The 13,194-nt window shown below is 56.7% G+C and carries 14 protein-coding genes; 6 read left to right on the forward strand and 8 right to left on the reverse strand.

The features are described from left to right. Positions 1-32 precede the first annotated feature (32 nt). The 6 genes from SULPSESMR1_RS21570 (at position 33) to SULPSESMR1_RS21595 (ending at position 4,843) form a co-directional block, all read left to right on the forward strand. Entirely contained in the window at positions 33-848 is an 816-nt protein-coding gene (locus tag SULPSESMR1_RS21570) for a substrate-binding domain-containing protein (RefSeq protein ID WP_089423124.1), read from the forward strand. A gap of 479 nt (positions 849-1,327) precedes the next feature. Continuing rightward, positions 1,328-1,774, forward strand: coding sequence for an RrF2 family transcriptional regulator (locus SULPSESMR1_RS21575; RefSeq protein WP_089423125.1), 447 nt, complete (start codon positions 1,328-1,330; stop codon positions 1,772-1,774). Then, positions 1,775-2,671 (forward strand): NAD(P)/FAD-dependent oxidoreductase, encoded by an 897-nt coding sequence (locus SULPSESMR1_RS21580; RefSeq protein ID WP_089423126.1) that lies wholly within the window; start codon positions 1,775-1,777, stop codon positions 2,669-2,671. It abuts the gene before it with no gap. After that, positions 2,668-3,354 (forward strand): class I SAM-dependent methyltransferase, encoded by a 687-nt coding sequence (locus SULPSESMR1_RS21585; protein ID WP_089423127.1) that lies wholly within the window; start codon positions 2,668-2,670, stop codon positions 3,352-3,354. Before SULPSESMR1_RS21580 ends, SULPSESMR1_RS21585 begins: the two co-directional genes overlap by 4 nt. Before the next feature lie 200 nt (positions 3,355-3,554). Next, on the forward strand, positions 3,555-4,370 hold the full coding sequence (locus SULPSESMR1_RS21590) for a thymidylate synthase (RefSeq protein ID WP_089423128.1): 816 nt from the start codon (positions 3,555-3,557) through the stop codon (positions 4,368-4,370). Further along, complete coding sequence (locus SULPSESMR1_RS21595) at positions 4,367-4,843, forward strand: dihydrofolate reductase (protein ID WP_089423129.1); 477 nt, start codon at positions 4,367-4,369, stop codon at positions 4,841-4,843. The genes SULPSESMR1_RS21590 and SULPSESMR1_RS21595 overlap by 4 nt, the downstream gene beginning before the upstream one ends. 219 nt (positions 4,844-5,062) lie before the next feature. Here SULPSESMR1_RS21595 and SULPSESMR1_RS21600 read toward each other — a convergent pair whose 3' ends face one another. The 8 genes from SULPSESMR1_RS21600 to SULPSESMR1_RS21640 form a co-directional block, all read right to left on the reverse strand. Continuing rightward, positions 5,063-5,860, reverse strand: a complete 798-nt coding sequence (locus SULPSESMR1_RS21600) for a class I SAM-dependent methyltransferase (RefSeq protein WP_089423251.1) — start codon at positions 5,858-5,860, stop codon at positions 5,063-5,065. A 408-nt stretch (positions 5,861-6,268) separates the two neighbouring features. Continuing rightward, the gene (locus tag SULPSESMR1_RS21610) at positions 6,269-7,288 is read right to left on the reverse strand and encodes an IS110 family transposase (RefSeq protein ID WP_089423131.1); all 1,020 of its coding nucleotides are present in this window, start codon (positions 7,286-7,288) and stop codon (positions 6,269-6,271) included. Between the two features lie 528 nt (positions 7,289-7,816). Beyond that, on the reverse strand, positions 7,817-8,563 hold the full coding sequence (locus SULPSESMR1_RS21615; RefSeq protein ID WP_089423132.1) for an SDR family NAD(P)-dependent oxidoreductase: 747 nt from the start codon (positions 8,561-8,563) through the stop codon (positions 7,817-7,819). Positions 8,564-8,590: 27 nt separating this feature from the next. Then, complete coding sequence (locus SULPSESMR1_RS21620) at positions 8,591-9,319, reverse strand: NAD(P)H-dependent oxidoreductase (protein WP_089423133.1); 729 nt, start codon at positions 9,317-9,319, stop codon at positions 8,591-8,593. A gap of 2 nt (positions 9,320-9,321) precedes the next feature. Then, the gene (locus SULPSESMR1_RS21625) at positions 9,322-10,248 is read right to left on the reverse strand and encodes a 3-keto-5-aminohexanoate cleavage protein (protein WP_089423134.1); all 927 of its coding nucleotides are present in this window, start codon (positions 10,246-10,248) and stop codon (positions 9,322-9,324) included. Between the two features lie 8 nt (positions 10,249-10,256). Next, entirely contained in the window at positions 10,257-11,528 is a 1,272-nt protein-coding gene (locus tag SULPSESMR1_RS21630; RefSeq protein ID WP_089423135.1) for a TRAP transporter large permease, read from the reverse strand. Beyond that, positions 11,528-12,040, reverse strand: a complete 513-nt coding sequence (locus SULPSESMR1_RS21635; RefSeq protein WP_157729089.1) for a TRAP transporter small permease — start codon at positions 12,038-12,040, stop codon at positions 11,528-11,530. Before SULPSESMR1_RS21635 ends, SULPSESMR1_RS21630 begins: the two co-directional genes overlap by 1 nt. A 135-nt stretch (positions 12,041-12,175) precedes the next feature. Further along, positions 12,176-13,078, reverse strand: coding sequence for a TRAP transporter substrate-binding protein (locus SULPSESMR1_RS21640; RefSeq protein ID WP_157729090.1), 903 nt, complete (start codon positions 13,076-13,078; stop codon positions 12,176-12,178). Between the last annotated feature and the right edge of the window lie 116 nt (positions 13,079-13,194).

A 13,194-nucleotide genomic window follows, 5' to 3' on the forward strand; every position in this document is an offset into this window, starting at 1 on the left:
AATTTCAACCGATTATCAAGGAGAAGATCAACATGCTTTCAAACACTCGGGCACTCTTGCTATGTGCCGTATCCAGCCTCGGATCGATTGTTGCTGTTCCGGCCTTTGCGCAGGACTTCATTACTGTCGCCTCCACCACATCGACCGAGAATTCAGGACTTTTCGGATACATTCTGCCGATGTTCACGGACGAGACCGGCATCGAAGTGCGCGTGGTGGCGCAGGGCACGGGTCAAGCGCTGGAAACCGGACGGCGCGGCGATGTCGATGTGGTCTTTGTTCACGCACTTCCCGCAGAGGAACAATTCGTCGCTGAAGGCTACGGGGTGGAGCGTTTCGATGTGATGTATAACGACTTCGTCATCGTCGGGCCGGACAGCGATCCCGCCGATACCCATGCCGCAGAGAATGCAGTGGATGCGATGACTGCTATCGCGCAAGCTGGCGCGTCTTTTGCATCGCGCGGCGACGACAGTGGCACGCATCAGGCAGAATTGGCGTTGTGGTCAGCGGCAGATATCGCCCCCGAGGGCGCATGGTATCTTGAAACAGGGTCCGGCATGGGTGCCACGCTGAATACCGCAGTCCAGGTCCCGGCCTATGCACTGACCGACCGTGGCACATGGTTATCATTTTCGAACCGCGGTGATCTGACCATCACCTACGAGGGCGATCCCGTCCTGTTCAACCCCTATGGCGTGATCCTTGTAAACCCTGAACTCCATACGCATGTGAAAGCGCAAGAGGGACAGGCATTCATTGACTGGCTTGTCTCCGACGCTGGCCAGCAGGCCATCGCCGAGTATCAGGTCGGTGGCGAGCAGTTGTTCTTTCCCAACGCGCAATGACCGAAGGGGGGCGGCGGCAATCTAGCGCCGCCCTTTTTGCAACTCTGAAGCACTTTGCAAAAAATAGCTCCGCAGTTGCGTCATTTGCCTCATGTGAGTTTGCGCCTGCAGCGAATGGCCGGTTTGGTGAAGATTGTGTTGAAAAACTCGGGTGAGCTCGAAAAGGCCCGAATCTTCAGAACGAATGTTCTCATAAGTGATGATAACACCCAGTCAGAGCGTCAAACCTGACCGTCGGCAGAACGAAATTCTGGTCCGAGGCCTTTACTCGCAGGTGGATGGAGTTTTTCAACACAATCGTGAAGCTACAGGTCATTAAGCGAATGGCAGGTTAGGGCCGAAATTTCAGATTAAGCCGTCATGATCTCGGTTGCTTCGCCGCAGTGCCGAAAGTCGGCTTCGAACCCACATCTACTCCTCTATGCCGGTGAGAACTCGCCCATCTTGACAGTAGATCGAATCATAACTATTGAAGTTACATGAAGCGTGACAGCCGCCTTTCTTCGGTCCTCCACGCGCTCCTCCACATGGCAGAGCGAGAGGGGCCCATGACGTCCGACGATCTGGCGCAGTGCCTTGGCACCAACCCGGTGGTTGTCCGGCGCACGATGGGCTTTCTGCGCGAGGCCGGGATCGTGACATCCGACCGGGGACATGCAGGCGGGTGGCGGATCACGGCGGACCTGTCGGCTGTCTCGCTCCGGCATTTGCATGACGCCTTGGGCGAGCCTGCACTGTTCGCAGTCGGCAATCGCAACGATGCTCCGGGGTGTCTGGTCGAACAGACCGTCAACGCGGCGCTGGACGAGAGTTTTTCCGAAGCCGAGGCCTTGCTGTTGGCGCGCTTCGAAAATGTCACCCTTGCCGATCTTGCCGCGGATTTTGCGGTCCGGCACGCCGCACGGCGCAACCAGAAAGAACCCTGAATGATCCACGATGTCATCGTCATCGGGGGAAGCTACGCCGGCATGGCAGCTTCCCTCCAGCTTCTGCGTGCGCGCAGGTCGGTCCTGGTCATCGATGCCGGGCAAAGGCGCAACCGCTTTGCCGGCCACGCACATGGCTTTCTGGGCCAGGACGGCGTCGATCCTGCTGTTATCGCCAGCACGGCCCGCCGCCAACTGGAAGCCTACCCGACGCTGACGTGGTTGGAGTCCGAAGCCACCGGGATCACGGGGGAGCAGGATGCCTTTGTCGTCACATCGGCCGAAGGGCAAAGCCATCGCGGTCGACGGGTCCTTTTCGCGACCGGGGTGACCGACCAGTTGCCAAACATCACGGGACTGGCAGAGCGCTGGGGGCAGTCCGTCTTTCACTGTCCCTATTGCCATGGCTATGAGCTTGATCAGGGCCGCATCGGTGTCATCGCCACAGGCCCGATGTCGGTGCATCAAGCGGAATTGCTGGCAGAGTGGGGTAAGGCCACTCTGCTAACCAACGGTGCCTTGATGCTGGAGCCCGAGGGGCGGGATGGATTGGAGCGCAAGGGCATCACCGTCGAGGACACGTCAATTCATGCCATCGAGGGCGACGCGGACGTGCAACTGACCGACGGCAGGGCCCTATCCTTTGCGGGACTGTTCGTCGCGACGACGATCGCCCCATCCAGCAGCCTTCCCTCGGACTTGGGCTGCGAGATCGCGGAGAACCCGATGGGCCGCAACATTGCTGTGAATGCGTCAAAGCAGACGACAGTGCCCGGCGTCTTCGCCTGTGGCGACGTGGCCTTCGTTCCGGGTGCGGTTTCCTTCGCTGTTGGCGACGGCGCACTGGCTGGCATGCAAATGCATCGCTCGCTGGTCTGGCCGGAGACGATGTCATGACGCAGCATGGGCTGACCCATCATGCCTTCAGCCAAGACACCGCCGGATATGCGGCACGGGCTGCGCGCCACGTCCCCGGCCTGGATGATGTCTACCGTATGGCGGGGCTCCTGCTGGCGGAACGGGTGCCGCCGTCCGGCCGGGTGCTGGTGCTGGGGGCCGGTGGGGGCCTCGAACTGCGCGCCTTCGCGGACATGCAGCCGGACTGGCGTTTCGACGGCGTCGATCCTTCGGCTGAAATGATCGATCAGGCCTGCCAGACGCTGGGCGACATGATCGACCGCGTAACGTTCACTAAGGGTTATATCGATGACGCATCACTGGGCCTCTTCGATGGCGCGACCTGCCTTTTGACCCTTCACTTCCTACCGCAGGAGGAGCGCCTGCACACGCTGAGGCAGATCGCCCGTCGCCTGCGCCCGGGTGCGCCACTTGTGGTAATGAATCATAGTGTGCCGCACGGGCAAGAACGGGATCTCTGGCTGCGCCGCAACGCGGCCTTGATGGCCTCCCACGGGATGTCCCTTGGACAAGCGGAAAAGAGCGTGGAGACCCTGAAGGCGCGCCTGCCGATCCTATCGCCGCAGGAAGACCAAGCCCTTCTCGCGCAGGCCGGATTTATGGATATCCAGCTGTTCTATGCCGCGTTCACATTTAGGGGATGGGTGAGCTATCTTGGTTGATGGACAACGGCGGCTTTGTCCCGCAGTGCTGCCGGTAGGGTGTAAATCAGCATGCTGCACCGCCGCAAATCGGCTTGAAGCCATTGCTGCCAGTCGCAGGGTACACTCGTCGGGCAAAGCCATGTAGATGGTCAGGCAGCTGGATCGAGCCCGTAAAAGGCCATAAGTCTAGGCGAAGTGACCAAGCCAAGGGGCAGGCAATGCATACGTATCTAACCGCGCTAAGGACAGTAAGGGATCTGGGGGTCCGCTCCTCGGATCGGACCGGAACAGGAACCATCTCCCACTTCGGGATGCAATGCCGCTACGCGCTTGCTGACGGCTTCCCTCTGGTCACAACCAAGAAACTCCATCTTCGCTCCATCGTGCATGAGCTTCTCTGGTTCCTGTCGGGAGACACCAACGTTCGCACGCTGCAGAAGAACGGCGTATCGATCTGGGACGAATGGGCCGACGCCGACGGCGACCTGGGTCCGGTCTATGGACACCAGTGGCGTCGTTTTCCAGTCGTCCGTGAGGCGGATGGGCGCGTGGTGGTGGGAAGTGTCGACCAGATATCCGCCCTTATCGAGGGCATCTCACGAACCCCGGACTCACGAAGGCTGATCGTCTCCGCCTGGAATCCAGGTGACATCGACCGAATGGCCCTGCCGCCCTGCCACACGCTTTGGCAGGTCCGCGTGCTCGACGGAAAGCTGCATCTCCAACTCTACCAGCGCTCGGCCGACATGTTCCTTGGGGTGCCATTCAACATCGCCTCATATGCACTGCTCACGCATATGCTTGCCCATGTGACGGGCCATGTTGCGGGAGATTTTATCCACACGATCGGCGATGCACACATCTATCTGAACCATCTGGATCAGGTCGAGACCCAACTGTCGCGCGACCCTCGAGCCCTCCCGAACGTTCGGATCGCGCGGCAGGTCGCATCAATCTTCGACTTTCGATACGACGACTTCGAGTTCACGGGCTACGATCCAGCGCCGGCGATTAAGGCGCCGGTGGCAATATGATCACCCTGATCGTTGCTCGGGCCCGGAACGGCGCGATCGGACGGGCCAACCAGATCCCATGGCACGTGCCATCCGACCTAAGGCTCTTTCAACGCGAAACCTTGGGCGGTGCTATCATCATGGGCCGCAATACCTGGCAAAGCCTGCCGGTCAAACCGTTGAAGGGCAGATTGAATATCGTGGTGTCGCGCGATCGCAGCCTGGCAGAGCATGTCGTGCCCACGGTGGAGGACGCAATCGCGCTGGCCTACGCGCAAGGTCACATGAGGATCTATGGCATCGGGGGTGAATATATCTATCGTGAGATGCTTGGCCTTGCTGATCGACTGTTGATCACCGAAGTCGATCTTGCTGTCGAACGTGCAAACGCTTTTTTCCCTCAGTTTGATGCGAGCGGATGGAGGACATTAAGGGAACTGCCCTTGGAAAGCGACAGCGTCCCCTGCACCGCACACGAATTGATCCGACGCTGAGGGGAGGATACCACAGAATGGCCACTTGGTCCCCCTCTGCCGTCATTCACCATCTGAGAATGCTGCGCTATGCACCAATGGCCGGTCTGGTGAAGCTGCATCGCAATATTCTAGCAGCGGGTGGATAGCCGGTAAGGGCCGAACACGTCGATGGCTGACTCGGACGGGCAGCGGGGACAGGTTGCACTGCCGTAAGGCTGCGTCGAGCCCAATGTGCAGCTATTTCTGCAAGTCAGCGAATAGCGGCTTTGGCTGAAGCCTTTCTATTGTCGCAGTGTCGGGCTTATGACCGGCTACGCTCGTCGCGCACCCAAAGAAGTGCTTTTCCAGCGTCACTGACAGACCAGCTTGGCGCAGAGCATCAGCCATATGGGCACTGCTGCCAAAGTTGCGGGTGTATGTTCCAATCATGCTGAAGTCGTTCGCACCTTTCAAGAACCACCGCTCTATCTGAGGTAAAATGCGATCAAGGTAAAACCGGTAAAGTGGTCGCAGCGCCCATCCTTTTGGGTCAGATGCCTCGATCAGAGAAAAGCTACCGCCAGGTCTCAAAATGCGCGCAATCTGATTGGCCAAGACCGATTGCTGATCCTGATCAAATGTTTTGAGTCCAAAGGTGGAAATCACGAGATCAGCGCAGTTGGCGGGCAGGTCCATTTGCAGCGCGTCCGCTTCCAAATGTGTGATCCTTTCCGCATACTTGCCGTGTAAGCGACCCACGGCATCTAAGTGCATATGATGCGAGATATCCAGCGCAGTGATCGTACTCAGATCAGGAAACCGGCGCAAAAGGTGAGGCCATACTTCTCCCGTCCCAGCCATCAAATCCACAGCAACCGCGTCAATTTTTCTTGAATAGGCAAGACGCCCTACGCATTGGCGGCGCCAAAGCCAAATGAAACCGAAAGAACTGACAGCGCTCCAACGTCTATAGTTTGATGAGCAGCGATCAAACAAGTTTGCGACAAATGCCGGATCGTAGATGTTTTCCTCTGCATGATCTTTTGGGCTGTTCATCGAGATTCCAATTTTGCGTTTCGACGCAAACACTAAGAGAGATTTCGAAACATATCCACTGGAAGAAAACGGACTTTGTTCTTGCAAGGCCTTACGGCAGCTTTGCCCGTAATGTGTGAATTCGGCCCTCGCAGATTTTGCAGTTGCAGCGAATGGCCTGTGTGGATAGCTGCTGCAAAGCAAGACATATTTGAAGCTGATTTGCACTGGTCAGAAGCAGACGTGTGTCCGGCCTGTTTGCGCGGCGCACGCGGCCGCTGGCCCTGATGGTTTCCGCAAACCAAGTCCCAAACCGCTTTTCGGACAATAGGGTGTCCCTGACATTCGACGGGGTGTCTTGGCTGACGGGCTGACTGTGCTCCATCATTTCAATGGTCTTGCTGTCTCATGTGTTCTGTTCTCCTCAGTTTAGGCAGTGTGCGCTCTGTAGTATTCGTTCTTGGTCAAGACAGCCCAAATGATCCGCGCTGTCTTGTTCGCCATTGCCACGGTGGCAAGGCGGACTGGTTTGCGTTCAAGCAGAGCTCGCGCCCACGGGTCCACGCGTTCCGGGTGTGTCTTCATCTGCCTCAGTCGCGAGGTCATTCCCGTGACGAGTAAACGCCTGATATATTGGTCCCCCATCTTTGAGATGCGTCCAAGCCTTTCCTTGCCGCCACTTGACCGGTTGAGCGGTGTCAGGCCCAGCCAGGCGGCAAATTCGCGACCGTTCCTGAACTGGCTGGCGTCTCCGGCTGTTGCGACGATCGCCGACGCCGTCACTGGCCCGACGCCGGGGATTGTGCGTAGCAACATCACATGGGGGTCCTGCCTCGCCTGGAGGCGCATTCGCATTTCGTACCAACGGACGCGAAGGTGCAGGGCAACAAGCTGATTGCTGAGGTTGCCGAGCACATCAATAGCAACTTCTGGAATGCCTGGCTTGTCGCCATCAAGCACACCCTTCGCGAACTTGACTGCGCTGCCGATCCCCTGCGCAATCACGATGCCGAACTCAGCCAATAGGCCGCGCAGCATATTGCTCAGCTGGGTTCTTTGCCGAACGATCAGATCGCGGGCACGGTGAAGAAACAGGACGCCTTGCTGTTCTTCCGATTTGATCGCGACAAACCGCATCGTCGGACGCGTCACCGCCTCGCAGATGGCAGCAGCGTCGACCGCATCGGATTTCCCCCGCTTCACATAGGGCTTCACATACATCGCTGGGATCAGACGCACATCGTGCCCTAACTTGCTCAGCTCTCGCGCCCAATAATGGCTGGAACCACAAGCCTCCATGCCAACCAGACAAGGCGGCAGTTTTTCAAAGAATGCGAGCAATTGCGCGCGTCGCAAAGCTTGGTTGAAAGCGACTTCGCCATTCTCACTCACGCCGTGGACCTGAAAGATATTCTTGGCCAAATCGAGGCCGACAGTTGTAACCTGCATTGGGTAGCTCCTCTCATAAGCAGTCAATAACAACTGCAGTATGGCGCATTGCGACGCCGGTTGGAGCAGGAGCTATCCACACCATCCGCTCTGACGGGCCGCACCGCAGCATGACCGGGGATGGCTGAACGGCAGGTTTGGGCCGATTGTGTTGAAAAACTCCATCCACCTGCGAGTAAAGGCCTCGGACCAGAATTTCGTTCTGCCGACGGTCAGGTTTGACGCTCTGACTGGGTGTTATCATCACTTATGAGAACATTCGTTCTGAAGATTCGGGCCTTTTCGAGCTCACCCGAGTTTTTCAACACAATCGGCCGTCAGTTGACATTAAGCAACTGAACGACTGGCGCCGGTAGGATCAGCGATGTGATTTTCTAGATACTGCCGACGTCGCTACACCGGCAATCTCTGGCCCGTTAATGTGACAATACGATCACGTCAGCGCCTTGGAGAATATCAGAGCACTCACCGTTTTGGATTGTGCTATTACAAGGTTAGATCCAATTGTGCGGGTCAACTCAATGACGGCTACAATAACCCGCCATCGGCACGTATCGTTTTGCCCGTAATCCATCGGGCATCGTCAGAGGCCAAGAATGAAACGATCCCACTGATATCTTTTGGCTGCCCAATTCTGCGCAGTGGGGTAGTGTTTCGCATCGCCTCACCGCGCGCGCTAACTGCGGCGGCGGTCATGTCAGTTTCGATCAATCCCGGCGCGATGGCATTTATGGTAATACCGCGCGGCCCCAATTCCTGACTTAATGCCAGCGTCATCGCAGATACGGCAGCTTTGGATGCGGCATAGACGGATGTGTTGGGCATCGGAGTCTCGGCCAGCCGCGATGCAAAATGGATGATCTGACCCGGGCCATCCATAACCGCAGCAAAAGCGCGGGTAAGTGACAAGGCTCCCAGAACATTGGTGTTAAACATGGCGTGAAAATGATCCGCATCGACCTGATCCAACGGATGGTAGGCCGCAACCCCCGCTGCGTTCACTAGGATATCGAGGCGACCGCATGCCTTGATACAGTCGCCAATCAATTTCTCACAGTCTTCTGGAATCGCAATATCAGCCAAAAACGCATGTGCCTTGGCACCCGCAGCGATCAAAACTTCAACAACATTTTGGGCAGATGCTTTATCGCTACGATACGCAATCACGACCTCCGCACCATCCGACGCCAATCGACGCGCAACCTCAGCCCCGATCCCGCGCGAGCCGCCAGTCACCAAAGCTACTTTTCCAGTAAGTGATCGCGTGCCGTTCATAGCCTGTTTCCTTTTCCGTTCAGGTGTTCAACTGAGGCGGCTCCATGCCTCATCGGGCGCTGCATTTAGCGCAGTGCGATACGCGTCTGTCCGCGTCACGTTTTGATTTGCAAGGGCCAGTGCCGTGGAGGCAAATGAAGTAAGATGAGCTTTTCGCTCATCGTCGTCTGACCGCGGCACTCCGTACGCGACATATGCAGGCCCCACATCAAAACCCATGTATTCCAGAGCCAACTTTTCCAGCGGCATCAAAATCCCGCCAATCGGGCCATAAACGCCATCTTGAGCAAACCGGGCTGGCGTGCCGCCAGTTGTAACACTCAGCATGGCCCGCCGCCCTTGAAATACTCCGCTGTCAAAGCGACGACCATCCACATAGCCAAAACCGTAGGCGAGGACGCGGTCAATCCAGCCTTTTAAAATTGCAGGCGGGCCACCCCACCACAAAGGGAACTGCAATATGATATTATCGGCCTCGGCGACTCGTGCCTGTTCGCGGGCAATCTCAGACGCAAATGCGTTTTGGCGTGTTGCTTCTGTCTGCTCGGCTTGAATGTGAAAACGCTCGCTGTCTGATACTGTCGTCATATCGTGGCGGCCTATGTCGGCGCGAAACCCCTCTCCACACAGATCGGATATAGTGACCGAATGCCCCACCTGTTTCAACGATTGGGCCGCAGCGTCTGCCATTGCGTGATTGAATGACTTCGGCTCGGGGTGAGCCACAACAATCAGAATATTACGCGAATTAGTCATAGTTAAAAATCCACTTTATCACTGCCCTTGAGGTTCAAGATTTCACGCGCCTCATCCGGTGTTGCGACCTCCAGCCCCAGACTTTCGATCAATTCGCGGGCCAACTTGACCTGTTCTGCGTTGGTTTTCGCCAACTTGCCGCGGCCCGCATAAAGGGAGTCCTCCAGGCCTACACGCAGGTTCCCGCCAAGCAATATAGACTGGAGTGCTATGGGCATTTGATGCCGCCCCGCACCGAGAACAGACCAGCAGTAACTCTCACCGAACAGACGGTCGGCGGTGCGCCGCATGTGCAATACATCTTCGGAATGAGCGCCGATGCCCCCCAGGATGCCGAACACCGATTGCACAAAGAAGGGGGGTGTCACCAACCCGCGTTGCACGAAATGGTCCAGCGTATAGAGGTGGCCGATGTCGTAGCATTCGATCTCGAAGCGTGTACCATTGTCGGCGCACGTGGTCAGAATGCCTTCGATATCGGCAAACGTGTTTCGGAAAACGCGGTCGCGCGATCCTTCGATGTAGGACTGTTCCCAATCGTGTTTGAACTCTTTCAGCTTTTCAAGGATCGGGAAAATCGCAAAATTCATGGATCCCATGTTCAGGGATGCCACTTCGGGTTTGAACACGGTCGCGGGAAGCAATCTTTCCTCGATTTTCATCGTGGGTGCGCCGCCCGTGGTCAGGTTGATGACTGCATTTGACCGCTGTTTGATGATACCCAGAAACCGCTCGTAGGCCTGTGGCGATTGGTCTGGCTGACCCGTTTCCGGATCGCGCGCATGAAGATGAACAATCGCGGCGCCTGCCTCGGCCGCTTCTACAGCCGCGTCCGCAATTTCTGACGGGGTGACTGGCAAATAGGGCGACATGGAGGGTGTGTGGATCGCCCCCGTGACGGCACAGGTGATGATGACTTTACGTGGCATAGGAAACCTCAGAACAACATTTTGGGTAAAAACAGGGACAGGGTCGGGACCAGCGCGATCAGCGCAAGGATAGCGAGACATATCCCTATCAGGGGTACCGCTTCACGAATGACCTTGGTGACAGGTTCGCCAGATATCGCCGAGGTGATAAACAGCAAAATTCCGACGGGCGGCGTTGCCATCCCGATGACGACATTCAACACAACCACCGTGCCGAACTGAACCGGGTCCATGTCGATCAGTGCCTGAAACTTCAAGAGGATCGGCATGGTCAGGATCAGGATCGAAATCGGTTCCAGGAACATGCCCAGCAAAAGCAGGAAGATATTGAGCAGCAGAAGAATGAGCAGCGGCTCATCCGTAATCGTCAGAACCAAATCCGCGATATGTTGCGGCACTTGTTCCAATGTGAACACAAACGACACGATAGAAGCCATCGAGGTGATGAACAAAATCGACGCCGAAACCAGGGTGGTGGCAATCAGAGATTCCCACAAGCGGCGGAAGTTCAGGTCGCGGTAGATGAACCCGATCAAAAGTGCATAGGCAACCGCCACGGCCGCGGCTTCGGTCGGTGTGAAAACACCCGTCTTGATCCCCACCAGAATGATCGCAGGCAGAAGCAAGGCAGGCAATGTCCGAATAGTCGCCTTCCAGCGGTCTCGACCGACCATCCGTTCCGTCACAGGAAAGCCATCGCGCTTTGCCCGCCACGAGGCGTAGAGCAACAATCCTGTGGCGATGCCGATCCCCGGAACCACCCCTGCAAGGAACAGTTGCCCGATCGACGTGCCTGACAACACGCCATAGATAATCATCGTGATCGAGGGCGGAATAATCGGTCCCATCACCGAGGACACAGCAATCAGTGCCGCGGCATAGGCCGTGGGCATACCCTGTTTGCTCATCGTTGGGATCAGGATCGAGCCGAGCGCCGAAGCTTCCGCCGTGGCACTGCCCGAGATGCCGGCAAAAAAGCCGGAGGACAGGATTGATACGGAGGACATGCCCCCGCGCCGGTGCCCGACCATTGCGCGTGCGAAATGCACGATGCGGTCGGTAACGCCACCCACATTCATCAATGCGCCCGCCAGCAGAAACAACGGGATTGTGAGCAGAACAAACTGGTCGATCCCCGCCATCATGCGCTGCGGCAACATGAGAGCCATCATGCCGTTGCCAGAGAGGTACAGATACGCAGTTCCCGCGATTCCGAGCGTCAAAGCAATCGGAATGCCGCTGGTCAGCAGGCCTGCGAATATAACAAAAAAAGCACCCATCAGCCTTGCCGACCTCCAATTTCGGTTGTGTTGTTGGACTCATCCAGTCCGTTTTGATGCGCGCTGCGCATCTGGGGTCCGAAACTTGTCACAACATCCGCTGCGACATGCAGGATCATCAAAGCGCACCCGACAGAAACCGAGATGTAGATATAGCCAATGTGCAGCCCCAACGGGTGTCCGAACAGCGATCCCCAGATGAAGTCCAAGGCGGGAATTGTCTGATTGGAAAAGCGCGATGCGTATTCCGCGCCATACATTGTGATCAAGGCCAGGAAAACGATGATCGGTATGGCGCAAATTGCCTTCAACACCCATTTCCCCCGCGCAGAAAGATGCGACGGCAGGAAGTCGATGGCCACGAACTCCCCTTTTGAATAAGCGAGGCCGAGAACAAGAAATGTCTGCCACATCAACAGATAGCGGCACAGTTCTTCGGCCCAGATGAGCGACCCGCCCATAACGTAGCGGGACCACACTTGTGCAATCATGACCAGCACGATGATCGCCATACTGGTCCCCGCGACAAACCGCAGAGTCGTGATGTATGCTGAGACCAGTCTCGACAGGGGTGAGGGCAATTTCATAGCGCACTTTTACCTAGAGTGTGGAGGCTGCGCGTTCCGGATGAAGGCGCAGCCGCAGTTTCAAACCAAGCTATGCGCAGTTTCGACGAATTCCGCTATCAATGGATCTTTTTCAGCCCATTGCGCGGTCAGTGGCGCAACTGTTTCCTGCATTTCGGCGAGATTATCGAGTTCGATGATCTCGACACCTTTCTCCTGCAGTTCGTCCCGCCCTGCGAGATCCTGCTCTTTCGCATATCCCAAGGTGGCAGAAACCGACCTGCGGCCCGCTTCGCGCAGGGCCTCTTTTTCCTCATCCGCAAGCGTGTTCCAGAAGCCTGTCGAGACCACGTTCGAGGCATGCCAGGGGTAGTGGCCGGTCAACGTAAAGTTTTTCCCGATCTCCCAAAGGTTTTCGCCCAGCATCGAAGATACGTTGATTTCCACGGCATCAATGACACCTGTTTCCAGAGCGCCGTAAACTTCGCCGTAAGGCAGGCCGACCGGTGCGGTACCCAGCTGCTCCCAGATGGCCTTGTGCAGTGGAACTGGCACAATGCGTGTCTTCAAACCCTTCATATCCGCGACATTGCGCACTTGGGAATTCACCGAAAGGAAATGCCGCTGGCCGATATCAGCGGTCGCGAGTCCGATAATTCCCGCGGGTTCCAGATCATCCTGAAGCTTGCGGCCTATCGGGCTGAGGGCCAGCTTTTCAAAATGGTCATAGTCCTTCACGAGAAACGGCAATTGCCATGCATCATATGCCGGGCGTCCAGTGACCAAGGGTATCAACACACCCGAAACCATGGCCATTTCCAAAGTGCCAGCCACGGTGGATTCAAGGTTTTGCTTGTCATCGCCCAATTGACGGTTCGGAAAAATCTGGACGTTGAACGCACCCGGCAGCACATCCGCCAGAGCGTCTTTGAAACTGGCTGCCAGTATGTGCCCAGGATGGATTTCGTTGGACGCATGCGCCATTCGGATCATCTTGCCTTTGGCACGCGCAATGCTTGGCATGGCCAGTGTCGCGCCAAAGGCGGTAGTGGCTTGCAGAAGTTTTCTTCTGTTGATCATTTGGGTCTCCTCCCCGTTTT

It is taken from the genome of Pseudosulfitobacter pseudonitzschiae, assembly GCF_002222635.1.
Taxonomy (GTDB): Bacteria; Pseudomonadota; Alphaproteobacteria; order Rhodobacterales; family Rhodobacteraceae; genus Pseudosulfitobacter; species Pseudosulfitobacter pseudonitzschiae_A.

What these genes read in the sequence shown, in the direction of transcription:
- SULPSESMR1_RS21570 (WP_089423124.1), top strand. Translation starts at nt 33, where the DNA reads ATGCTTTCAAACACTCGGGCACTCTTGCTATGTGCCGTATCCAGCCTC.
- SULPSESMR1_RS21575 (WP_089423125.1), top strand. Translation starts at nt 1,328, where the DNA reads ATGAAGCGTGACAGCCGCCTTTCTTCGGTCCTCCACGCGCTCCTCCAC.
- SULPSESMR1_RS21580 (WP_089423126.1), top strand. Translation starts at nt 1,775, where the DNA reads ATGATCCACGATGTCATCGTCATCGGGGGAAGCTACGCCGGCATGGCA.
- SULPSESMR1_RS21585 (WP_089423127.1), top strand. Translation starts at nt 2,668, where the DNA reads ATGACGCAGCATGGGCTGACCCATCATGCCTTCAGCCAAGACACCGCC.
- SULPSESMR1_RS21590 (WP_089423128.1), top strand. Translation starts at nt 3,555, where the DNA reads ATGCATACGTATCTAACCGCGCTAAGGACAGTAAGGGATCTGGGGGTC.
- SULPSESMR1_RS21595 (WP_089423129.1), top strand. Translation starts at nt 4,367, where the DNA reads ATGATCACCCTGATCGTTGCTCGGGCCCGGAACGGCGCGATCGGACGG.
- SULPSESMR1_RS21600 (WP_089423251.1), bottom strand. Translation starts at nt 5,860, where the DNA reads ATGAACAGCCCAAAAGATCATGCAGAGGAAAACATCTACGATCCGGCA.
- SULPSESMR1_RS21610 (WP_089423131.1), bottom strand. Translation starts at nt 7,288, where the DNA reads ATGCAGGTTACAACTGTCGGCCTCGATTTGGCCAAGAATATCTTTCAG.
- SULPSESMR1_RS21615 (WP_089423132.1), bottom strand. Translation starts at nt 8,563, where the DNA reads ATGAACGGCACGCGATCACTTACTGGAAAAGTAGCTTTGGTGACTGGC.
- SULPSESMR1_RS21620 (WP_089423133.1), bottom strand. Translation starts at nt 9,319, where the DNA reads ATGACTAATTCGCGTAATATTCTGATTGTTGTGGCTCACCCCGAGCCG.
- SULPSESMR1_RS21625 (WP_089423134.1), bottom strand. Translation starts at nt 10,248, where the DNA reads ATGCCACGTAAAGTCATCATCACCTGTGCCGTCACGGGGGCGATCCAC.
- SULPSESMR1_RS21630 (WP_089423135.1), bottom strand. Translation starts at nt 11,528, where the DNA reads ATGGGTGCTTTTTTTGTTATATTCGCAGGCCTGCTGACCAGCGGCATT.
- SULPSESMR1_RS21635 (WP_157729089.1), bottom strand. Translation starts at nt 12,040, where the DNA reads ATGGCGATCATCGTGCTGGTCATGATTGCACAAGTGTGGTCCCGCTAC.
- SULPSESMR1_RS21640 (WP_157729090.1), bottom strand. Translation starts at nt 13,078, where the DNA reads ATGGCGCATGCGTCCAACGAAATCCATCCTGGGCACATACTGGCAGCC.